The sequence below is a fragment of the Marinibium conchae genome, from assembly GCF_015595035.1.
Lineage (GTDB): Bacteria > Pseudomonadota > Gammaproteobacteria > Enterobacterales > Alteromonadaceae > Glaciecola.
The window spans coordinates 833109-854078 of sequence record NZ_JADNRN010000001.1 but is presented as its reverse complement, the minus strand read 5'-3'; the positions used below and the strand labels follow the sequence as shown (position 1 = coordinate 854078).

The 20970-nt window shown below is 42.7% G+C and carries 22 protein-coding genes and 2 tRNA genes; 17 read left to right on the top strand and 7 right to left on the bottom strand.

Annotated features, from left to right (window positions below; genetic code table 11):
- On the bottom strand, nt 1-1356 hold the full coding sequence (locus ISG33_RS03610) for an MATE family efflux transporter (RefSeq protein WP_195733017.1): 1356 nt from the start codon (nt 1354-1356) through the stop codon (nt 1-3).
- An 869-nt stretch (nt 1357-2225) separates the two neighbouring features.
- Between ISG33_RS03610 and ISG33_RS03605 the strand changes: the two genes are divergently transcribed.
- The 13 genes from ISG33_RS03605 (at nt 2226) to glpQ (ending at nt 13162) form a co-directional block, all read left to right on the top strand.
- A tRNA-Asn gene (locus tag ISG33_RS03605) sits at nt 2226-2302 on the top strand.
- Between the two features lie 47 nt (nt 2303-2349).
- Nucleotides 2350-2426 (top strand) — tRNA-Asn (locus tag ISG33_RS03600).
- Nucleotides 2427-2624: 198 nt separating this feature from the next.
- Nucleotides 2625-3203 carry an electron transport complex subunit RsxA gene (gene rsxA / locus ISG33_RS03595; protein WP_195732169.1) on the top strand — a complete coding sequence of 193 codons (579 nt, stop codon included), beginning with the start codon at nt 2625-2627 and terminating at the stop codon, nt 3201-3203.
- Nucleotides 3203-3772: an electron transport complex subunit RsxB gene (rsxB, locus tag ISG33_RS03590; protein WP_195732168.1), complete on the top strand. Its 570-nt coding sequence runs from the start codon at nt 3203-3205 to the stop codon at nt 3770-3772. Before rsxA ends, rsxB begins: the two co-directional genes overlap by 1 nt.
- Nucleotides 3773-3782: 10 nt before the next feature.
- Nucleotides 3783-5801, top strand: a complete 2019-nt coding sequence (gene rsxC, locus ISG33_RS03585; RefSeq protein ID WP_195732167.1) for an electron transport complex subunit RsxC — start codon at nt 3783-3785, stop codon at nt 5799-5801.
- On the top strand, nt 5801-6874 hold the full coding sequence (rsxD, locus tag ISG33_RS03580; protein ID WP_195732166.1) for an electron transport complex subunit RsxD: 1074 nt from the start codon (nt 5801-5803) through the stop codon (nt 6872-6874). The genes rsxC and rsxD overlap by 1 nt, the downstream gene beginning before the upstream one ends.
- Nucleotides 6871-7545: an electron transport complex subunit RsxG gene (gene rsxG, locus ISG33_RS03575; protein WP_229333440.1), complete on the top strand. Its 675-nt coding sequence runs from the start codon at nt 6871-6873 to the stop codon at nt 7543-7545. Before rsxD ends, rsxG begins: the two co-directional genes overlap by 4 nt.
- Nucleotides 7538-8239 (top strand): electron transport complex subunit E, encoded by a 702-nt coding sequence (locus ISG33_RS03570; RefSeq protein WP_195732165.1) that lies wholly within the window; start codon nt 7538-7540, stop codon nt 8237-8239. The genes rsxG and ISG33_RS03570 overlap by 8 nt, the downstream gene beginning before the upstream one ends.
- Complete coding sequence (gene nth / locus ISG33_RS03565; protein WP_195732164.1) at nt 8236-8868, top strand: endonuclease III; 633 nt, start codon at nt 8236-8238, stop codon at nt 8866-8868. The genes ISG33_RS03570 and nth overlap by 4 nt, the downstream gene beginning before the upstream one ends.
- 158 nt (nt 8869-9026) lie before the next feature.
- Nucleotides 9027-10043, top strand: coding sequence for a helix-turn-helix domain-containing protein (locus tag ISG33_RS03560; protein WP_195732163.1), 1017 nt, complete (start codon nt 9027-9029; stop codon nt 10041-10043).
- A 91-nt stretch (nt 10044-10134) separates the two neighbouring features.
- Nucleotides 10135-11496 (top strand): amidohydrolase family protein, encoded by a 1362-nt coding sequence (locus ISG33_RS03555; protein ID WP_195732162.1) that lies wholly within the window; start codon nt 10135-10137, stop codon nt 11494-11496.
- 189 nt (nt 11497-11685) lie between these two features.
- A complete protein-coding gene (gene gloA / locus ISG33_RS03550) occupies nt 11686-12078 on the top strand; it encodes a lactoylglutathione lyase (protein ID WP_195732161.1) in 393 nt (130 codons plus the stop codon).
- Between the two features lie 4 nt (nt 12079-12082).
- On the top strand, nt 12083-13162 hold the full coding sequence (gene glpQ / locus ISG33_RS03545) for a glycerophosphodiester phosphodiesterase (RefSeq protein WP_229333439.1): 1080 nt from the start codon (nt 12083-12085) through the stop codon (nt 13160-13162).
- 33 nt (nt 13163-13195) lie between these two features.
- Here the strand turns inward: glpQ and ISG33_RS03540 are convergent, their stop codons facing one another.
- Nucleotides 13196-14059, bottom strand: a complete 864-nt coding sequence (locus tag ISG33_RS03540; protein ID WP_195732160.1) for a flagellar protein MotY — start codon at nt 14057-14059, stop codon at nt 13196-13198.
- Nucleotides 14060-14222: 163 nt separating this feature from the next.
- Here ISG33_RS03540 and rnt point away from each other — a divergent pair, with 163 nt between their 5' ends.
- Nucleotides 14223-14873: a ribonuclease T gene (gene rnt / locus ISG33_RS03535; protein WP_195732159.1), complete on the top strand. Its 651-nt coding sequence runs from the start codon at nt 14223-14225 to the stop codon at nt 14871-14873.
- Between the two features lie 112 nt (nt 14874-14985).
- On the top strand, nt 14986-15180 hold the full coding sequence (locus ISG33_RS03530; RefSeq protein ID WP_195732158.1) for a (2Fe-2S)-binding protein: 195 nt from the start codon (nt 14986-14988) through the stop codon (nt 15178-15180).
- A 169-nt stretch (nt 15181-15349) separates the two neighbouring features.
- Here ISG33_RS03530 and ISG33_RS03525 read toward each other — a convergent pair whose 3' ends face one another.
- Nucleotides 15350-15676 (bottom strand): Grx4 family monothiol glutaredoxin, encoded by a 327-nt coding sequence (locus ISG33_RS03525; protein ID WP_305040884.1) that lies wholly within the window; start codon nt 15674-15676, stop codon nt 15350-15352.
- 301 nt (nt 15677-15977) lie between these two features.
- On the opposite strand from ISG33_RS03525, the gene ISG33_RS03520 reads away from it, so the two are divergent.
- Nucleotides 15978-16559 (top strand): superoxide dismutase, encoded by a 582-nt coding sequence (locus ISG33_RS03520; protein WP_195732157.1) that lies wholly within the window; start codon nt 15978-15980, stop codon nt 16557-16559.
- A gap of 41 nt (nt 16560-16600) precedes the next feature.
- On the opposite strand, the gene ISG33_RS03515 is transcribed toward ISG33_RS03520, so the two are convergent.
- The 3 genes from ISG33_RS03515 to prmB all read right to left on the bottom strand — a co-directional run bounded on the left by ISG33_RS03515 (nt 16601) and on the right by prmB (nt 20009).
- The gene (locus ISG33_RS03515) at nt 16601-17818 is read right to left on the bottom strand and encodes an MFS transporter (protein WP_229333438.1); all 1218 of its coding nucleotides are present in this window, start codon (nt 17816-17818) and stop codon (nt 16601-16603) included.
- A gap of 11 nt (nt 17819-17829) precedes the next feature.
- Complete coding sequence (gene aroC, locus ISG33_RS03510) at nt 17830-18927, bottom strand: chorismate synthase (protein WP_195732156.1); 1098 nt, start codon at nt 18925-18927, stop codon at nt 17830-17832.
- 68 nt (nt 18928-18995) lie between these two features.
- Entirely contained in the window at nt 18996-20009 is a 1014-nt protein-coding gene (prmB, locus tag ISG33_RS03505; protein ID WP_195732155.1) for a 50S ribosomal protein L3 N(5)-glutamine methyltransferase, read from the bottom strand.
- Between the two features lie 77 nt (nt 20010-20086).
- Between prmB and smrB the strand changes: the two genes are divergently transcribed.
- Nucleotides 20087-20656, top strand: a complete 570-nt coding sequence (smrB, locus tag ISG33_RS03500) for an endonuclease SmrB (protein ID WP_195732154.1) — start codon at nt 20087-20089, stop codon at nt 20654-20656.
- A gap of 54 nt (nt 20657-20710) precedes the next feature.
- Here smrB and ISG33_RS03495 read toward each other — a convergent pair whose 3' ends face one another.
- Nucleotides 20711-20851: a DUF3149 domain-containing protein gene (locus tag ISG33_RS03495; RefSeq protein ID WP_195732153.1), complete on the bottom strand. Its 141-nt coding sequence runs from the start codon at nt 20849-20851 to the stop codon at nt 20711-20713.
- Nucleotides 20852-20970: the final 119 nt, after the last annotated feature.

Genomic DNA, 20970 nt, shown 5'->3' with positions numbered 1-20970 from the left:
TTATTTTATTTCCGAAATAGGTAATGTTGGCACTAAGTCCATTTGTTTTTTGATGTAATTATTAAACCAAAAGTAAGCGATAGAAGCGGTCACAACATTGGCGACAACACAGCCCCAAAACAAGCCTTCAAGCCCATAAAAGTAACTGCCCAAATACGCAATAGGAATGTAGCAAACGAAAAGTCGTAATATGCTCAACAATAGCGCCGACATTGGCAGGTGCATTGCGTTAAAAGAAGAGTTCGCGAGTATAATGATGCCTTGCAGCCCATAGGCGACTGGCACAATAAATAGGAAGAGTTTGATGTCCTCAGCAACTTTCTCGTCATTGGCGAAAATGTTGGCGATGACGTCAGCAGATAAGGCTAAAATAACAAAAACGATAAGTTGCCACACGACAACAAAGCGAACGCTGATGTCGAAAGCCAGCTTAATTCGTTGAAGTTGGTTTGCTCCATAGTTTTGACTGATAAAAGGTGGCAGCGACATTGATAGAGCTAATACGACAATAGAGGCGATAGACTCTAACCTATTCCCTACCCCCCATGCCGCAACTGCCTCTGCACCATAGCTTGCTACAACCGCAGTTATCACCCCACCTGCAATTGGCGTAAGCATGTTTGCCCCCGCCGCTGGCAAGCCAATTTTTAACACATTCCGCGAGGAGCTTAAAAATTCTTGTAGCGATAATATGCGGGCTTCAATTAAGCCGCGTTTAATAGCCAGCAAGTAAAGTATCCATACAACGCTGATAGCCCATGCAATTGCCGTTGCCACGGCCGCACCTTGTATGCCCATCGCTGGAATGGGACCCCAGCCAAAGATAAGAATAGGATCTAGCAGGGCATTTATGCCACCTCCGGCAGCCATGATGATACTTGGCGTTTTAGTATCACCTGATGCTCTCAGAATAGCATTACCAACCATTGGCAGCGCTAGGAAAACACCAGCGAAGTACCAAGTAACCATATAGGCACGTATGTAAGGCATAAGTGCTTCAGTTGCGCCCATCAAAGAAAATACCCAATCGATGGTAAAGTAACCGACGATTGCGAGGAAGCCAACAAGCACCACCGACAGCATCAGTGCACCCGTTCCAAATACTTTTGCATACTCAGTATCACCAGACCCAATATATTTCGCTATAACAGCAGACGTTCCTATACCTAGGCCTATGTTCAAGCTGATTACGGTAAAAGTTACTGGGAAGGTAAAGCTAATCGCGGCTAGTTGCTGTGTGCCCAACATGCTTACAAAAAATGTGTCGACTATACTAAAGGTCATCAGCATTACCATGCCGACGATCATTGGAATCGTCATGTTCTTAAGCGTGACTTTTATATCTCCGCCGAGCATGTCATTTTTTCTGTTAGCCGATGTCAGCTCTGTTTTATTCACTATTATTCATAATATAATTAATGGTTACTATGCCTGCTATTAAGTATGCACTTTAGTTAATTTAAGATTTAATTAAGTCCAAATTTCACTCGATTAAATTATCCGCATGAAAAGTATAGCCTCTTTGTCGGCTTGAAAGTTACAAGTCATTGGAATTGGGTCAAAAAACCGTCAATAAACTGTCACAATTGTCTTTGCGAAAAACATATTTAGAAGTAATACACAGGCCTTTAAGCAAGTTTTGATTGTCAACAACAAAAACTTCAAAAAAAGCACCTAAAGGTTAAACCTATGATTTTTATAGATATTTTATTTTTATTAAAATATTCACATAATTGATTGACTTTCAAGTAATGATAATTATCGCTTTTTTCACAATATCATCCACACACTTATCCACAGATCTGGTGGATAACTGTATGCGCCCTAATAATGACGCTTTCTTAGGAGCATTTGGCAAAAATTTATGTAAGTCACCACTAACCTTGTACGTATTCCGACTAGGCCACAATACTTCAAACAACTGGACATAACAACAGTGGTCAAACTATTTTTAATAACTAATTGCGATAGATAATGGATAAACACAAGAAAAGAGTTATTTAACATTACAATGATAAACTGAAGCACCTTGATTATAGAAAATACCAACGTATTTTCAGTGACTTAAAATTTAGTAATCTATTATTCGAAGGCTTGCTCGGGTCTTGCTAGTTAAATCTATGCTGCCTAGTAAATAATCAACACAAAATTAAACAAAAAAAAGCTAAGTTCTTTGTTGACACAAGGCCATTCGCTCATTAGTATTCGCATCCGTTAAAAGCAGGTCCCCCTTAGCTCAGTTGGTTAGAGCGACGGACTGTTAATCCGCAGGTCCCCCGTTCGAGTCGGGGAGGGGGAGCCACTTTTAACCAGCAATGCTACGAGCCTTTTCGTAGCTGAAAGACCTGTTCCCCCTTAGCTCAGTTGGTTAGAGCGACGGACTGTTAATCCGCAGGTCCCCCGTTCGAGTCGGGGAGGGGGAGCCACTTCATTTCTAAAAATACAAACTCTCAAAGTAAAAAGCATAAACATAATCACTCTGTGGTTTTAGCTTTACTCAAAGTCTCTTTTTAAATATCGATACAAGTTGTTCTTTTGACTGTAAAAAGCGATAATTCCATGTGCAAAACCAAAAAGCATAAATTTCAGTAAACATAGACACAACATGGTTCACTCGAGAAGCAATGACAGAAATCATCCTACTATTGGTCGGTACTATACTGGTAAACAACTTTGTGTTGGTTCAGTTCCTCGGTTTGTGCCCTTTTATGGGTGTGTCGGGTAAACTTGAAACCGCAATTGGTATGTCTATGGCAACCACCTTCGTTTTGACTATCGCATCCATGTCTAGCTACCTTGTTGAAAGCTACATTCTCGCACCTTTAGGTATTGAGTATTTAAGAACGCTTAGCTTTATTTTGGTTATTGCAGTGGTCGTGCAATTTACCGAAATGGTTGTGCATAAAACAAGTCCAACGCTTTATCGTCTGCTTGGTATTTTTCTTCCTTTAATAACAACCAACTGCGCTGTGCTCGGCGTTGCTTTGTTAAATATTACCGAACAACACAACTTCATCGAAAGCATCATCTATGGTTTCGGTGCGGCAGTAGGCTTTTCTCTCGCACTTATTTTGTTTGCAGCCATGCGCGAACGACTTGCCGCCGCAGATGTGCCCTCACCTTTCAAAGGCGCATCGATAGCGATGATTACCGCCGGACTTATGTCTTTAGCCTTCATGGGATTTTCGGGGCTTATTAAATAATGTTTACCTTTGGCTCACTTCTCATTGTTGCCCTACTTGCCCTCGTTTTTGGGGCCATATTAGGCTTTGCGGCTATTCGCTTTAAAGTCGAAGGCGATCCTCTAGTTGAACAAATAGACGCAATACTTCCACAAACTCAATGCGGGCAATGTGGCTATCCAGGGTGTAAACCTTACGCAGAGGCGATTGCAAACGGTGATGACATCAATAAGTGTCCACCGGGAGGGGAAGCAACCATTAAGGAACTCGCCGACCTAATGGGTGTAGAAGCGAAACCACTTGATGCCGCTCATGGTGTGGAAGACATCAAAAAAGTGGCATTTATCCGAGAAGACGAATGCATAGGTTGCACAAAGTGTATTCAGGCTTGCCCTGTCGATGCCATCATCGGCGCTGCAAAGCAGATGCATACCATTATTACCGATGAGTGCACGGGTTGTGATTTATGCGTCGACCCCTGCCCCGTAGACTGTATCGACATGATTCCGGTTGAAGTGGATGCTAGTCATTGGGAGTGGAATTTCTCTAAAGTGCCTGTGGGCGACATCCCAATAAAGCAAGTGTCGTAAGAGGGTGAGTATGTTTGCAGACTATGACCAAATTATGGAACGCCTCAGTGTGAATCAACTTTGGGATTTTCCAGGTGGCGTACATCCTGAGCAGAAAAAATCATTATCCAACCAACACAATATTGAAGCGATGCCCTTAGCAAGCGCTTATTATGTGCCTGTAAAACAGCATATTGGTGTTCATGGAGAGTTATTGGTAGAGGTAGGTGACCATGTTCTAAAGGGGCAAGCACTGACCAACAACGAGCAGTCAATGGCAGTGCCCGTTCATGCGCCAAGCTCGGGAACCGTTACAAATATTGCTGAACATGTATCGGCGCATCCCTCAGGAATACCTGAACTCACCGTGACAATCGAGCCTGATGGGCAAGACCAGTGGATAAGCTTAAAACCCGTGCCGGATTTTACCAAAGTAGCGAGTGTAGACTTAATCAACATGATTTGTGAGGCCGGAATCAGCGGGCTCGGAGGAGCTGGTTTCCCAACGCATATAAAAACCACTAGCGTTCAACCCACTGAATTCCTAATTATTAACGGCATTGAATGTGAGCCTTACATTAGCTCTGATGATCGCTTAATGCGAGAGCATGCGTGGCAAATTCGTCAGGGCATCGACATTCTGGTGCATATTCTTCAGCCTAAACAGGTATTAGTGGCTGTGGAGGACAATAAACCTGAGGCGCTTGAAACAATGGCTATTGCCTGCCAACAAAAAGACAATTATCAGGTTGTTTCGGTGCCAACAAAATACCCAGCCGGCGGCGAAAAGCAATTGATTCAAGTATTAACATCAAGAGAAGTACCCGCCAATGGGCTTCCCAGCGATGTCGCTTGCATTATGTACAACGTGGGTACCTGCTATGCGATTGCTGATGCCATCGTGGAAGGAAAACCATTGATTAAGCGGGTTGTGACGATAACAGGTGAAGCGGTGCAAACACCAAAGAACGTATGGGCTCGGCTCGGCACGCCCGTTGAAGAACTCCTCGAAAGTGCCGGTTATTTAGCCAACAAACAAAAAGAAGCTCGAGTGGTGATGGGAGGTCCAATGATGGGCTTTGCGATCACATCAACCAAAACACCAGTCGTTAAAATTACTAACTGTTTACTGGTGCCCAGCGATGAAGAATTGCCGCATATAGATGACGAGAGAGCATGCATACGCTGCTCAGCATGCGCAGACGCCTGCCCAGTATCGTTATTACCTCAACAAATGTTTTGGTATAGCAAAGCGAAAGAATTAGATAAAGCACAAGAATATCACTTATTTGACTGTATAGAGTGTGGTGCATGCGCCTACGTATGTCCGAGTGAGATTCCGCTCGTACATTATTATCGTCAAGCCAAAGCCGATATTCGAAATCAACAAGAAGAAAAAGCGAAGTCTGAGAAGGCCAAAATTCGCTTTGAGGCCCGTAAAGCAAGACTTCAGCGAGAGAAAGAGGAAAGAGAAGAAAAGCATCGTCTAGCTGCAGAAGCAAGAAAGTCGTCGATGACGAAAGATGGCGGTGCGGCCAAAGATAAAATTGCAGCCGCACTTGCAAGAGCAAAAGCCAAAAAAGAAGCACTTGCAAAACAAGCTGTAGCAGATACCACGACGCCTAGTGAAAAAACGACAAATGAGACGAGCGCAAGAAGTACAAACCAAGCGACAGTTAGCACTGAACAAACAAGCAAACAAACAAAGCAAGACAAAGACAGCGATAAAAAAGCAAAAGTTGCTGCTGCAATAGCTAAGGCAAAAGCAAAAAAAACAAAGCAGGCAGCAGGTGTAGTTGATGAGACGTCAGCGCCTAGCAGCAAAAAGAAAAAAAATAGCCCTATTACCAAAATACCTGAAGATACGAATGAATCAGAAGTACCTGCTGCAGAAAGCGAGAAAGCCAAGGCTGCAGAGTTAAAGAAAAAGAGAGTCGCTGCGGCGCTCGCTAAGGCAAAAGCAAAAAAGGCGCGCGAAGCAAAAGCAGCAAAACAAAAACAAACTGAAGCCGCTGAGGCTAATAATAATCAAGGTGAAGAAAATAACTGATGCGTAAATTAAGTATTTCGAGTTCACCTCATCACCATATCCGCCGCGATACTGGACAGGTTATGCGCATGGTTTGCTACGCCTGCATCCCAGGCATTTTGGCCAACATTTGGTTTTTCGGCTTTGGTATTCTCATACAACTCGCTTTAGCTATCGCGACAGCCCTAATTACTGAAGGCCTTATACTCGAGCTCAGAAAAAAACGAACCGAACGTATTTTGAAAGACTATAGTGCTGTACTTACAGCAGTCTTGTTAGCGATTTCGATACCACCACTCGCTCCATGGTGGGTGATTGTCATTGGCACATTTTTCTCCATCGCCGTTGTAAAACAACTCTATGGTGGCTTGGGCTTCAATATGTTCAATCCTGCTATGGCTGGTTACGTTCTTTTATTGGTGTCATTCCCTGTAGCGATGACCTCGTGGCTCCCTCCACAGTCAATAGCGGAGCAATCCTACTCATTTTATGATGCGGTACACACAGTATTTACTGGGTTCACTACTACGGGGTTTTCTATCGAACAACTCAAAGTAGGATATGATGGCATCACTATGGCCACCCCTCTGGACCACGTGAAAACCTCATTACTACAAGGCTATACCGTAAGCGAAGCACAACAGCATCTCATTCTTGATGGTGCTTTTGGGAAGGGTTGGACTTGGGTCGCCCTCGCCTACCTTGCTGGCGGCTTATTTCTGATAAAAACAAAAGTGATTAACTGGCATATTCCAGGCAGTATGCTATTTGGCGCGCTGATACTCAGCTTGTTGTTTTATATGGTTGACCCTGACCAGTTTGCTTCGCCAGTATTTCATTTGTTTAATGGCAGTCTTATTCTTGGTGCCTTTTTCATTGCTACCGACCCGGTATCGGCATCGACAACAAATAAGGGCCGTTTGATCTTTGGCTTTGCCATAGGTGTGTGGATTATTGTCATCCGTAACTGGGGCGGCTACCCTGACGCAGTTGCTTTCGCGGTGCTAATAATGAACATGGCTGTTCCGTTAATTGATTACTATACGCAACCCAGAACCTACGGCCATAAGAAAACAGCGGGCAAATCATCATGATAGCGAAGTATATGGGTAAGAACGGTGGAATACTAGCCGCCTTCGCATTGGTCACGACGGGTTTAATAGCCCTAACGTTTAACGGTACAGAAGAAAGAATAAGAGCAGCTCAAGAAAAACAACTCTTGTCGGTTTTAAACGATTTAGTTCCGGAGTCTGCACATAGCAACGAGCTTCACCTCGACTGTATCAGTGTTGCCGATCAAAGCTTGTTAGGTAATGCTGCACCCAAGCGTATTTTTCGCGCTCGAGATGGTGAAAACAATGTTGCCGCAGTCATTGAAGCAAGTGCTCCTGACGGTTATAGCGGCGCGATTAAGCTTGTAGTTGCGGCAGATATTAACGGAAACTCTCTCGGTGCCCGCGTAGTTGAGCACAAGGAAACACCTGGCTTAGGCGACAAAGTAGATATCCGAGTTGATGATTGGATACTTTCGTTTAATGACGTGCCTTTTTCTGGACCCGAGGACAAAAGGTGGCAAGTGAAAAAAGACGGCGGTCAATTCGACCAGTTCACCGGGGCAACAATCACACCAAGAGCGGTGGTTAACGCTGTTAAAAATGCCCTAGTCTTCTTTAATGAAAACCAAACAATGATTTTCGATACGCCATCAAATTGTGAGTCGGCAGGTCGTTCGCAGAACTTGGGCGGAGAACTTCGCGATGAATGAATATAAGGATCTTAGCTTACAAGGCATTTGGAAAAATAACCCCGCGTTGGTGCAACTGTTGGGCTTATGCCCTCTGTTAGCTGTTACAGCGACGGTTATAAACGGTCTTGGCCTTGGTATTGCAACCACCCTAGTATTGCTGGGCTCCAATATTACTGTTTCATTGGTACGCAATTTTGTACCTAATGAAATCCGCATCCCTATATTTGTAATGGTCATCGCAGCCTTTGTGACGATTGTCCAACTATTGATGAACGCTTTTACCTTCGAACTGTATCAAGCGCTCGGCATTTTTATACCGCTCATTGTAACTAATTGCGCCATCATCGGCAGAGCAGAAGCCTATGCTTCTAAGAACCCAGTTCAGCTAGCCGCATTTGATGGCTTAATGATGGGCCTTGGCTTCACTCTCATACTCGTTGTCTTGGGCGCAATGCGCGAATTACTCGGCTACGGCACACTGCTCACTGGTGCTGACTTATTATTGGGTGATTGGGCAGCTGAACTCACCATTGTGGTATTCCAAACAGATAGCCCGTTTTTGATCGCTATTTTGCCACCAGGCGCATTTTTAGGCATGGGCTTACTTATTGCGTTTAAAAATGTGATTGATAAATGGATTGAAAAACGCATGGCGTCTGAAAAAGCGAATAAAGTTGTTGAGCGTGCGCGCGTTACCGGAACTGACATATGAATAAAGAAAAGCGCTACGAGATCTTATCTCGCCTAAGGGCGAATAATCCACAACCAACCACTGAGCTCAACTTTTCATCACCGTTTGAATTACTCATCGCGGTTATCTTGTCTGCGCAGGCGACTGATGTTGGAGTTAATAAGGCAACCGATAAATTATTTCCCGTCGCGAATACACCCGAATCGATGCATGCACTCGGCGTCGACGGCTTGAAGGAATATATAAAAACAATTGGCTTGTTTAATTCCAAAGCCAAAAACGTGATAGAAACCTGTCGAATATTGGTAGAGAAACATGGCTCAGTGGTCCCAGAAGACAGAGCGGCGCTTGAGGCTCTGCCTGGAGTTGGCAGAAAAACCGCCAACGTTGTTTTGAACACAGCGTTTGGCTGGCCTACCATCGCAGTCGATACTCACATTTTTCGCGTGAGTAACCGCACCAAACTCGCCATGGGTAAAAATGTAGATAAAGTTGAAGAAAAGCTGCTAAAAGTGGTGCCTGCGGAGTTTAAAGTTGACGTGCACCATTGGCTTATTCTCCACGGGCGTTATACCTGTGTTGCTCGAAAACCTCGTTGTGGCTCTTGTATCATTGAGGATTTGTGTGAATTTAAAGATAAAGTAGAGTAACAAATCGATTGTTGTAGGCTTATGCTTATGCTTAATTTTCGTTACATGTTTTTAGTGGCATTACCTTATTAACACTCATCTTATAAGTCGTTTACGAGCCTTAAGATACGTGGGATAATTTTAGTAGAATAATATATTTTTTTACTTTAATAGACGGTATGGAATCACTCAATTTTGTTAACTTAATTCAAGCAGCGACTATCAGCGTATCTTTATTGGGTGTCCTTTTATTGTGGCGAAAAAGAGCTTTCTATGGTGTTGCTCTACTACTTGGATTAATTGCCTTTGCGACCATTGTTAATCTACTAGAAGAAACAGGTATTACTCGTGATATCTACATCATCAGCCCTGTATTTATTTTACTCTTTGGCCCCGCCGTTTATCTAGCCTCGAAACATATCATCAATGAAAAACTCGAAAAAAACGATTGGGTGCATTTATTACCAGTTGCTCCATTATTGCTATTTAGTTCACACGTTTCTATCGTGATAGCCATTGGAACTATTTGGCGATTAGTCTACGCCTATTTTACAGCTGCATTACTGATAAAGCACAAACGTATATTAGACGAAGAACGTTCAGATTCTGACGAATACTCTTTTAAATGGTTAGTTTGGGTTATTGTCATGACAGCTCTGTTTAATTTACTAGATTTAGTTAGGCTGAATAGCCAACCTTTTATTTCTTATGAAATGAATATTATTGGCCAAGGAATTAACAATAGCGTTTGGTTGCTTGCTGTTATGGTCATAACAATAAAGCTGGTAGAGCAAAAGTCACTACCTAAACCAATTCAAATCAATAGAGAGCAATCCAACAAGGAGCCATTTCAGGATAGTTATCATTCGACCTTTGAGGAGTTGAATAATTTAATTATTACCAACCAATGGTTTTTAAAGCCTCGTTTAACACTAAGCGATGTGAGCGAGTTAACGGGGTTACAACCAAGAGATATTTCGCGAGCAATTAATACTGTTGCTAAAAAATCATTTAATGAATACATCAATGAGTTTCGGATCAAGCATATTAGTCAAGCACTTGATGCTGGCTCTAACTACTCTCTCACCCGACTATATACCGAAGCAGGCTTTAGCTCTAAGGCAACGTTTAATAATGTCTTTAAAAATTATACGAGCATGACGCCAAGTGAATATAAATCTAAATATAAAGTCTAAGAACAGGATGATAGCTGGCTAAAAGCAAGATACTAGACGTTCTTAAAAGCAATCATTGTTAACTTAACCTCATCTTTTAAAGGAGTTAACAATGAAAATACTAATCACACTACTCGCGATTATTTCTAGCATAAGTTGTATTGCACGCGCTGAGTTAAAGCCCAATTTAAACACATTCATCTTAAACAATATCAATATTATTGATGTTAAGAACAGAAAGGTTCAACGCGATAAATCAATCTTAGTAAGTAAAGGAAAAATCAAAAAAATTGCCCATTTGCCGATACTGGACTCGCCAACAGACATCACAGTCATCGATGGCAATGGTGGGTATATAACGCCGGGCCTTATTGATATGCATGTTCATATTTATGAAAAAGCGGCATTTACCTTAGCACTAAGTCATGGTGTAACTCATGTACGCATTATGAATGGAACTCTTAGCCAATTAACATGGAGAGATCAGGTAACTAATGGAGAACTAATCGGCAGTAACGCAACTGTTAGTAGCCCCATTCTTTCAGGCTATGACGATGCAATTTTTCACCATACGGTGCATACTGCGGCACAAGCAAGTGCGGCAGTTAAGCAATATCATTCACAAGGATATGACTTAATAAAAGCCTATGGAAATTTGAATGAAGAAGCATTAACGGCGCTTATTGAAGCTAGCAATATCCTAAATTTTCCCATCGCCAAACATGGCCCACATGCCTCAGGTAATATGCCAGTATCTTCAATCGCAGGGTTCCAATCTTTTGAGCATGTAGAGGATATTTATCAAGGGCCTCTTAACTATAAGTTTGCTCCTGAGAAATTATTCAAAATAGCTGAAGAAATAAGAGCAACTGGTGTTCCGCTCACGCCAACCCTAAATATATATGAGCAACTCACGAAACTTAGTGATGAAAAAGAACAGTTCCTTGAAACTATACCTACTGAGTACACATCGGACATCGTCGCGTTGGAAGCGAAACATAATCAGGTAAATCGTTGGTTAACCGCATCAAAGGAGATGGCGAAACACAATCAAAAAACCTTAACTTTGTTAAAGCATATTACTAATGTTTTTCACGAGTCAGGGATCACCTTACTTGTAGGTTCTGATTCCGGCGTATTGCTGTCACCGCACGGCTTAGCAACTCATAATGAAATGCGCTTAATGCAGGAGTCAGGCTTGAGCGCTTTTGACGTATTGACTGCCGCTACGATTAACCCAGCTAAAGCATTGAATTTAGACAATCAAATTGGTCAGATAGTAGAGAACTACAACGCAGACTTTATTTTGTCCAAAACAAACCCTATACATGATTTATCTGTGCTTGAATCACCACGAGCTGTCGTCAAAAGTGGTGTTTTTTATCCCGACACAGTTTTAAAACAGTTAAGAGATAACGCTATAGAATCTCGTAGTTTTTGGGACGAGCTTGTCACCTTATTCGAGGCTCTGTAAAGCTGCTAAAAGTGGTGCCTGCGGAGTGTAAAGTTAGGCTGTACAGCAAACGGCAACGCCGTAGCCAAATAAAATAGCATTTACATCACAGAACACTCATTACCAAGACATTGATAGGCGACAAATAGCTTCTATTTAAGAACTATTGTATTGTTATAAGTAGATTAAAATCAAAGGGCAAAAATAAACATGAGACTATTACACAGTATGCTAAGAGTGGGTAATTTGGATGAATCTATCGCCTTTTACACCGACATCTTGGGTATGAAATTGCTTCGCCAGAGTGACAATCAAGAATACAAGTACACCTTGGCCTTTATTGGTTACGGTGATGAAAGTGATAATACTGTTATTGAACTTACCTATAACTGGGGCAAAACAGATTATGATCATGGTGATGCATTTGGTCATCTTGCGATCGGAGTCGATGACATATATGCAGTCTGCGACACCATCAAAGCAAAAGGCGGTGACGTTTACCGTGAACCAGGCCCGGTAAAAGGTGGGAAAACGATCATCGCCTTTGTTCGCGACCCTAGCGGTTACGCTATTGAGTTGATTCAAGAAAAGTCATTATTGTAATCTCATGCTAATGTCTATTACCGCTAACGCTCGCTTTTATCCGCTCCACATTGTCATGGTCTTAATGCTGGTGACATCCTGTGCTTCATCATTAGATGAAAATGCACTAGCACAAGCCTCCTCTAAAACTGATAAGGCGGTAGTTATTGCTCATCGAGGCGCTTCTGGCTACCTACCTGAACATACCATGGAGGCAGCTACCTTAGCCTTTATGCAAGGAGCAGACTATATCGAACAAGATCTTGTGCTGAGCAAAGACAACGTACTGATTGTTCTGCACGATATCCATATCGATACAGTCACCAATGTAGAGCAGGTATTTCCGAAGCGAGCCAGAGAAGATGGGCGGTTCTATGCCATAGACTTCACATGGGATGAAATTCAACAGCTTTATGTTCATGAACGCCAAAATCTGGATGGAAAGCAAGTCTATCCCGAGCGCTACAAGGGAAATTCCAGATTTAAAGTCGCTTCATTTGAGCAACATATTGCCTTGATCAACAATCTCAATCGTATTTTTAATAAAAGTGTCGGGCTTTACCCGGAGATAAAGGCACCAGAATGGCACCTTAGAGAGGGCAAGGACATTACCTATACTGTTTTCCAAGCTCTAGCAAAAGAAGGGCTTACGCAGGCCGACGCTAACATTTATATTCAGAGCTTTTATCCCAACACGCTGAAGCGCTTGCGGGATGAATTTAGCGTGTCCGCCAAGCTGGTTCAGTTAGTCGCCGAAAATGACTGGCAAGAAACTAGTGCCGACTATGCCCAGATGATGACTGCCGAAGGTGTTGCCGAAATTGCGAAGTATGCTGACGGCGTCGGTGCTTGGATACCTCAACTTATTACTCCTGATGGAAAGCCTAGCGGCTTTGCCGAACAGATTGAGGCAGAGGGCTTAGTGTTGCACCCATACACTTTTCGCAGTGATGACCTTGGAGTAAAACTACAAGACGGTAATGTAGAGCGCAAAGCGACGAGTCATGAGCTTCTGAATATCTTGTTTAATGAGCTTGAAGTAGACGGCGTGTTTAGCGACCAAGTTGATCATGTAAAATCATTTCTCATTGACGCTAGTCAATAACGCTGTTACTCAAAGCGATGGCTTAGCGGTTAATTATGGCTTTGCTAGCTGTATTACAACTCGGCGGTTTTGCGGGCGAGTCATTTCATCGTCATTAGGCGCAATGTGACGTTTTTCACCATGGCCGGTTACTTCAATGCGTTGAGAATCGACACCCATCGAAGCAAAATAGTCTCGTATCTCATTAGCGCGGCGTATGGAGAGTTGCTCATTGTTCCAACTGCCACCGTAGCTATCCGTGTAACCATCAAGCAACACCAATTCTAAATCAGTATCTTCTTTCAGGTATTCGCCTATCATGTCTAATCGGCGCTGTGAGTATTTTGTTAATTCAACGCTACTCTTCTTATAACTCAGCACGGTATAAGCAATGTCATCGAAACTGAATGGCAAGAGATTCGCCACGCAATCAGAAAACGCATAGTATGACGGTATAAAATTACTGGAATTAAGTGCGACTGCCACGGCGTCATTACGATTATTCCAGTCTTGATAAAAGATAGTCGGCCAATACCCCTTCTCGAGCTCTGTTAGCATCTCCCAAGCCGAGTCTGAAGGTAGATCACCGTCGTACTGTTTACGCAGGCTCATGCTTCCTATCGTTTTGCGTACTGCACCTGGCATCCATTTTGGTGGCGCTGAATAAACAGTTGCCGAATCGTAGCGATTAGGAAGGCGAAGCATATCCAACACAAACTCTAGATTCAGTTGTTTGGATGCCTCTGTAACAAAAGTAGCCTTACCATAGCCTGGGATTGGATGAGTGAGTTCACATTTTAATTTCGTTTGCTCACCTAAAGACCATTCAGAATTTTCGATAGATGCATTATACTCTCGTAAATTGGCTGATACTAAAAACGGTAAGCAGCAAAAGAAGCTAAGTAGAAGTTTTTTCATTTAGAATGTCGTCTCGTTAAGGCCAGTGCTTGGAAAAAGCAAGCGTGAAAATTCAACATGATAATTATTTTTATATTGTAATAGATATCGACTGATTCGAATGAATACTTAGCAAACAATTCATATTGGCGAAACAAGCCTTCAATAGGATACTACTTTTTTCATGTCAAACACCTCGCCTCAGCTTAAAGATCGTTTTCGTGGTTACTTTCCAGTTATTATTGATGTTGAAACAGCCGGCTTTAACGCACAGTCTGACGCTCTCCTTGAAATCGCAGCCATTACGCTGAAGTATGACGAAAAAGGCGAGCTCGTCCCTGACGCAACGTTTCACGAACATGTAATACCATTTGAAGGTGCAAACATAGAAAAAGCGGCCATCGATTTTAACGGTATCGATCCTTTTTGTGCTTTGCGCGGCGCGATTGACGAAAACAGCGTATTCAAAAACCTCTGTAAACATGTGAGAAAGCATCAAAAACAAGCGGATTGCCAACGTTCAGTGATTGTTGCTCATAATGCGACTTTCGACCAGAGCTTTGTGAATGCCGCTATTGCTCGCCACGACATAAAAAGGAGTCCTTTTCACCCCTTTGTTTCTTTCGATACTACCAGCTTATCAGCACTCGCCTTGGGTCAAACCGTATTGATAAAGGCTTGCGAGGCAGCTGGTATTGAGTTCAATCAGTCGGAAGCCCATTCTGCTCTCTACGACACTCAACGTACCGCTGAATTGTTTTGCTTCATAGTAAACCGATATAGCGCTATTGGCGCCTGGCCACTTGAAAATATCGAAAAAAAAACTGATGAATAATAATAACTTGCAAACGCAATTGAGAATTAGTCGCAAAAACTATTGCGTTTAAAACAAATAACAATTATTATCATTTGCATATCCTAACTTGAATTATTTTATTGGGTCTGCAATGTTTGTATGCATGTGTTTCGGAATCACTGATAAACAAATCAAAACCGCTGTGGAAACACATGGCGTTGGGAATATGCGCGACCTTAAAAAAGTAATGGCTCTGGGTGGTCAGTGTGGCAAGTGTGTTGAGTTAGCCCAGACGATCATAGATGACACCATCATCGACGAAAGCCTATTCAAAGAAGTTGGCTAAATTTTTCACCCTATTACTTGAAACCCGTTACTTTCAAATCAATCCTCTTCAGCTGTAGCACCTTAAATAGCTAAGCAATACTCTCAACTTCTGGCCTAGCTTAAAAACACGCATAAAAAAAGGCCACACAATGCTAGTTGCATGACCCTCAATAATGTACTTTCGCGAATTAGTCTTCAGCTTTCACGGCAGCTTTTTTCAACAAAGGTTGTAATTCGCCCTGTTGGAACATTTCTAAAATAATGTCGCAACCTCCAATTAGCTCACCTTTAACCCATAGTTGCGGAAAGGTCGGCCAATCAGCATATTTTGGAAGCTCAGCTCGGATATCGGGGTTTTGAAGAATATCCACATAAGCAAACTGCTCTCCACAGCTCATTAAAGCTTGAACTGTTTGAGCTGAAAACCCGCAGCTTGGTAGCTTAGGAGAACCTTTCATATAAAGAAGAACCGGATTTTCGCTTATTTGCTCTTTAATTTTGTCTACTGTTTCCATTATGTAACCCTTTTTAGATGATTCGAAAAGCTGCTTTAGAAGTGGTGATGAAATCGCATATTACAAGCTTGCACGCTGGTATTATTAATACGGGCATCACAAAAATCTTAATTGCGCATAGTTTAATGACTATATAACGAAAAATCAGTAAAAAATGATCTTCTTCGAGTTCATTTTCGAACTAGTTATATCTTATCAATTAATTTTTTCACGTTTTATCTTGGGTTTACTATAATAAGCCCAACATTAACTGTGTTAGCAATACTTAAAACAATACATAGACCTACTAACGGAGAACACAATGGCTTTTGAACTTCCAGCATTACCTTATGAAAAAAATGCACTAGAACCGCATATCTCAGCAGAAACTTTAGAGTTTCACTACGGCAAGCATCACGCAACTTACGTTACCAAACTAAACGGTTTAGTTGAAGGTACTGACCTTGCTAGCAAGTCATTAGAAGAAATCGTTAAAAATTCTGACGGTGGTGTTTTCAATAACGCTGCGCAAATCTGGAACCACACTTTTTATTGGAACAGTTTAAGCCCAAATGGTGGTGGCGAGCCATCAGGCGCATTAGCGGATGCTATCAACGCAAAGTGGGGCTCATTTGCTGACTTTAAAGCAGCATTTAATGATAAAGCGGTAAACAACTTTGGCTCAAGCTGGACATGGCTGGTTAAAACAGCAGACGGTAGCTTAGATATCGTAAACACAAGCAATGCTGGCACTCCAATTACTGAAGAAGGGCTTACGCCGTTGTTAACATGTGACCTTTGGGAGCATGCCTATTACATCGATTACCGCAACGTTCGTCCTAACTACCTAGAGGCATATTGGGCCTTAGCGAATTGGGATTTTGCATCAAGTAACTTCGCTTAATACGGTTAAATATCAACCGACAATTACCTACTAAAAGCCCGCTAGATATCGGGCTTTTTTTTACTCTCACTATCTGAAAAAAACACTAAGATCAAGGCACTAGCAAAAGCAAACGATGCTGACAACATAAAGCTAAATTCAGCGCCCTCACCTTGCAACCAAGTCTTACCTGATATGTAGCTTCCTATTGCCCCGCCCACTCCAAACGCAATACTGACATACAAAGCCTGTGCTCTGCTTTGAAATTCCGCGCAGAAATAGTGATGCAGAAAATGCACCGACGCAGCATGTGTCATGCCAAAACTGAAGGCATGTAAGGTCTGAGAGAGAAGTATCGCGCTCAAGTATTCAGGCAATAGAGCAAGAGTTAACCATCGACATGTTGTTAATAGCATTGAAATTAACATTATCCATTTCACGCCAAAACGAGAAATCACTCTTGTTGCAACTAAAAAGATAGCGATTTCCGCAACCACGCCAATTGAAATAAACAAGCCAGTTTGTTTGCCCGAGTAATCAAGATCGACCATGTAAAGAGCAAAAAAGTTATAGTAAGAACCAAAGCTCATTTGCAGCAGACTTGCCGACAACATGAATATGATAAAAGGCAATTTGCAGGCTTCTTGCCAGTTTGAGCTCGCAGAGTGACTTGTGTTACTGTGCTCTAATTTGCTCGGGGAGGCAATAAAAAGGCTAGCAAGGTAAAGTGCAAACAAAGTAACACTCGAGCAAACAACGATCACATCGCTGCTGAAGTAGTCTAATAGGCTGCCCACCACCAAGCTCAGCGCAACGAATCCTATACTGCCCCATAGACGAATAGCACCGTAGCCTCCCTTCGTGGTTTTTGTAGCGTTGACAGTAATAACTTCCAACTGAGGTAATACTGCCGTCCAAAACATCATCATTAAACCAAAGGCAAAAGTCAGGCCCCAGAAGCTATTAGTAAAATAGATGGCGTTGAAAGCCAAAAATCCTAGCAGGCAGCCGAATCGCAGTATGTCGGCTCCTCGCCCGGTTCTGTCAGCAACATTTGCCCATAAGTTGGGACCAAGAACGCGCGTTAATGTCACGATGGCTAACAAACTTCCAATTTCCTCTGAGCTTAAACCGCGCCCATCAAGGAAGACAGCAACATAAGGTATAAATACGCCCAGTTGGCCAAAATAGAAAAAATAAGTGAGGGATATAAGCCCTAAGTTGATAGGGCTAGCGATAGCAGCCTTGCTTTTTGAACTTATCAGATGATGAAAAAACAAGGCTAAGGTATTTAACGTTGCGCAGGAATAACTGGAGTAATACTCCTCACATTGGCATTCTGTGCACGATGACGCAATAAGTGGTCCATTAACACAAGTGCCAACATCGCTTCAGCGATAGGAACAGCACGAATACCCACACAAGGGTCGTGGCGACCTTTAGTAATCACATCATCAGTATTACCATGTACATCTACAGATTGACCAGAAATACTGATACTCGACGTTGGCTTAAGCGCCATATGTACCAATAACTCTTGCCCGGTTGAGATCCCGCCTAATACTCCACCAGCGTGGTTGCTATGAAAGCCATCAGGTGACATCTCATCACGATGCTCCGTTCCTTTTTGAGTTACAACGTCGAAGCCATCGCCCAGTTCAACGCCCTTGACAGCATTAATCCCCATCATGGCATGTGCAATGTCGGCATCAAGTCGGTCAAATACCGGTTCACCTAGACCAACGGGCACATTCGTCGCACTAACACTTACTTTAGCGCCAATTGAATTGCCCTCTTTTTTAAGCTGTCGCATATACTCATCTAAGGCATCAAGCTTTGTCTCGTCGGGGCAAAAAAATGGATTTGTATTAGTCACACTATGGTCGACCTTATCAATCGACACTGGCCCTAATTGGCTAATATAGGCATTAATTTCTATGCCGAATTCTTGCTTCAAATATTTTTTCGCAATACCACCTGCTGCAACCCTAATGGCAGTCTCGCGAGCTGATGATCGACCACCGCCGCGATAGTCTCGAAAACCAAACTTTTGTTGATAGGTGTAATCTGCATGCCCTGGGCGGAAGGAGTCTTTAATTTTAGAGTAGTCTTGACTGCGTTGGTCTTTATTCTTAATTAATAAGCCAATGCTTGTACCCGTTGTTTTGCCTTCGAAAACGCCACTGAGTATTTGCACTTCGTCATCTTCACGGCGCGCTGTCGTGTAGCGGGAAGTACCCGGTTTTCTGCGGTCGAGGTCGCCTTGTAGATCACTTTCATCAAGCTCTAAACCGGGAGGACACCCGTCAACAACCCCTCCAATTGCAATACCATGGCTTTCACCAAAGGTTGTTACGGTAAATAACTTACCAAATGTATTCCCAGACATCTCTTCTTTCCTTTTACTTTACTATTACTGCATTTAGCTCGGCACATTAATATTTGCCGATAAATATTTTACTCAACTGACGACCAGTAGGCCTGCAGTACTTCTTTTTGAACGGCAAAAATACCACTACCACCTGAGCTTAGTTCGACCCATTCCACTTCTAGGCCTGGAAAGCGGGTAGTCATGTGTACTTCACTATTGCCAACTTCAACAAAGATCCAAGCTTGATCTTGCATATAGTTGGGGGCTTGTTTCAGCATAATATCAACCAAATCTAAGCCATCGACACCCGCGGCCAATGCATGCTCTGGTTCATGACGAAACTCATCGGGAAGGTCGTCCATATCTTGCTGATCAACATAAGGTGGGTTTGACACTATTAGGTCATATCGCTGCCCTTCTAGGCCTGCAAATAAGTCTGATTGCAATGGAAAAACGCGATCTTCTAGCTGATATTCGTAAATATTCATAGAAGCGACATCGAGCGCATCAGAGTCGATATCGGCACCATCCACAATCGCATCTTCAAAGCTATCTGCCAAGGCTATAGCTATACAAGCTCCACCGGTGCATAGGTCTAATATATGAGACGGAGAACTGGATAACCACGGCTTGAATCCCTGCTGAATAAGTTCGGCAAAAGGGGAGCGAGGGATCAGAACGCGTTCATCGACATAAAACGGCATGCCTGCAAACCAAGCTTGATTTGTAATATATGGCAGCGGGCGTTGCAACTCAACGCGTTGTTGTAACCAGTCGATAATACGCGCCTTTTCATCTTTGGTTAATTTTGCTTGATATAACAGCTCTTGTCGAAGGGGAGCTGTATCGAGTGGCACATTTGCCGCCTGATAAACTAAGCTACAGGCCTCGTCCCATTCGTTATCAGTGCCATGACCAAAAAACACACCTGCTTGATAAAATACAGACACGGAATAGCGCACCCAATCAAGAATTGAGTCAAGCTCATCGACTACATGAGGATTAATGATACTCTTTACTTCATCTTGATTGATAGATTGATATTCACTCTCAACCCGATGTTCACTGGGCAAAGACTCACTTGAATTGTCGACAGACATGCACTTACTAACTCAATTGACTAATATCCTGATATAATACGCAATATTACGTTCAAATTCGCTTGTTATCTTCACTAATGCCAAAAAAAGTTAAAAGTAAAACGGATCCTATTAGCGACCAAGATATTTCATTTTCGAGCTTGTTTAGCGATGCTAAGCCTGTGAAGCATGATAAGTACGAGCTATCCACTGCAGAAAAGCGTGTTGCTATGAAAAAAAAGCGCTTTAGTCATGCTTCAATGGAAAAGCAAGCGAGCGCTTTGTTTGAGTTTTCTGATGGATTCGAAGCCAGCTTTTCGCCTCAAGGCCCGCTGAAATATGTAAAGGAAGGTGAGCGCAGTGATGAGGTAAAACGCCTTCGAAACGGCGAAATACCGCCTGACTTAGTACTCGACTTACATGGTTTGAACACGCAAAGCGCTAAACATGAAATTGCAGCCCTCATCTATGAAGCCCATCGCCGTCATCATCACTGTGTTTGCATTGTGCATGGCATAGGCGCTGGCGTGCTCAAAAGCAAAGTGCCAAGCTGGTTAGTGCAACACCCTTACATAGAAGGTTTTCATCAAGCTCCTCTTGAATGGGGTGGCAAGGGCGCTATTTTAGCCCTCGTCAAACAGAATGAAGAATACAATAAGTTCGACTAAAGACCGACAGCACTTACCAAGCAGTCAGCACAAAATAGCGAAGCCTCAATTTATCTACTTAGCGCCTTTATCTTCAACATCGGGATCACTATTGTGGATAAACATGTAGGTAAAGTACCCGCTCATTATCAACATGATCAAAATGCCAAGAAGTGAACCCCATACAACTGCGTCGCCAAAAATTAAATTCAACATAACTTACCTCGTTGGTTTATATCAATGAGTTAAGCGTAGTCGATTGCTAATGCATCACTACTGATCGAGATCAATACTGCGGTTTACGCCCCAAAAAGTGAGATCATTCTTTGTGCTAG

What these genes read in the sequence shown, in the direction of transcription:
- prmB (WP_195732155.1), bottom strand. Translation starts at nt 20,009, where the DNA reads ATGTCTGTCGACAATTCAAGTGAGTCTTTGCCCAGTGAACATCGGGTT.
- rsxG (WP_229333440.1), top strand. Translation starts at nt 6,871, where the DNA reads ATGATAGCGAAGTATATGGGTAAGAACGGTGGAATACTAGCCGCCTTC.
- ISG33_RS03530 (WP_195732158.1), top strand. Translation starts at nt 14,986, where the DNA reads ATGTTTGTATGCATGTGTTTCGGAATCACTGATAAACAAATCAAAACC.
- rsxB (WP_195732168.1), top strand. Translation starts at nt 3,203, where the DNA reads ATGTTTACCTTTGGCTCACTTCTCATTGTTGCCCTACTTGCCCTCGTT.
- rsxD (WP_195732166.1), top strand. Translation starts at nt 5,801, where the DNA reads ATGCGTAAATTAAGTATTTCGAGTTCACCTCATCACCATATCCGCCGC.
- glpQ (WP_229333439.1), top strand. Translation starts at nt 12,083, where the DNA reads ATGCTAATGTCTATTACCGCTAACGCTCGCTTTTATCCGCTCCACATT.
- ISG33_RS03495 (WP_195732153.1), bottom strand. Translation starts at nt 20,851, where the DNA reads ATGTTGAATTTAATTTTTGGCGACGCAGTTGTATGGGGTTCACTTCTT.
- ISG33_RS03520 (WP_195732157.1), top strand. Translation starts at nt 15,978, where the DNA reads ATGGCTTTTGAACTTCCAGCATTACCTTATGAAAAAAATGCACTAGAA.
- rsxA (WP_195732169.1), top strand. Translation starts at nt 2,625, where the DNA reads ATGACAGAAATCATCCTACTATTGGTCGGTACTATACTGGTAAACAAC.
- ISG33_RS03560 (WP_195732163.1), top strand. Translation starts at nt 9,027, where the DNA reads ATGGAATCACTCAATTTTGTTAACTTAATTCAAGCAGCGACTATCAGC.
- smrB (WP_195732154.1), top strand. Translation starts at nt 20,087, where the DNA reads ATGCCAAAAAAAGTTAAAAGTAAAACGGATCCTATTAGCGACCAAGAT.
- rnt (WP_195732159.1), top strand. Translation starts at nt 14,223, where the DNA reads ATGTCAAACACCTCGCCTCAGCTTAAAGATCGTTTTCGTGGTTACTTT.
- ISG33_RS03570 (WP_195732165.1), top strand. Translation starts at nt 7,538, where the DNA reads ATGAATGAATATAAGGATCTTAGCTTACAAGGCATTTGGAAAAATAAC.
- ISG33_RS03555 (WP_195732162.1), top strand. Translation starts at nt 10,135, where the DNA reads ATGAAAATACTAATCACACTACTCGCGATTATTTCTAGCATAAGTTGT.
- gloA (WP_195732161.1), top strand. Translation starts at nt 11,686, where the DNA reads ATGAGACTATTACACAGTATGCTAAGAGTGGGTAATTTGGATGAATCT.
- ISG33_RS03525 (WP_305040884.1), bottom strand. Translation starts at nt 15,676, where the DNA reads ATGGAAACAGTAGACAAAATTAAAGAGCAAATAAGCGAAAATCCGGTT.
- ISG33_RS03610 (WP_195733017.1), bottom strand. Translation starts at nt 1,356, where the DNA reads ATGCTCGGCGGAGATATAAAAGTCACGCTTAAGAACATGACGATTCCA.
- ISG33_RS03540 (WP_195732160.1), bottom strand. Translation starts at nt 14,059, where the DNA reads ATGAAAAAACTTCTACTTAGCTTCTTTTGCTGCTTACCGTTTTTAGTA.
- aroC (WP_195732156.1), bottom strand. Translation starts at nt 18,927, where the DNA reads ATGTCTGGGAATACATTTGGTAAGTTATTTACCGTAACAACCTTTGGT.
- nth (WP_195732164.1), top strand. Translation starts at nt 8,236, where the DNA reads ATGAATAAAGAAAAGCGCTACGAGATCTTATCTCGCCTAAGGGCGAAT.
- rsxC (WP_195732167.1), top strand. Translation starts at nt 3,783, where the DNA reads ATGTTTGCAGACTATGACCAAATTATGGAACGCCTCAGTGTGAATCAA.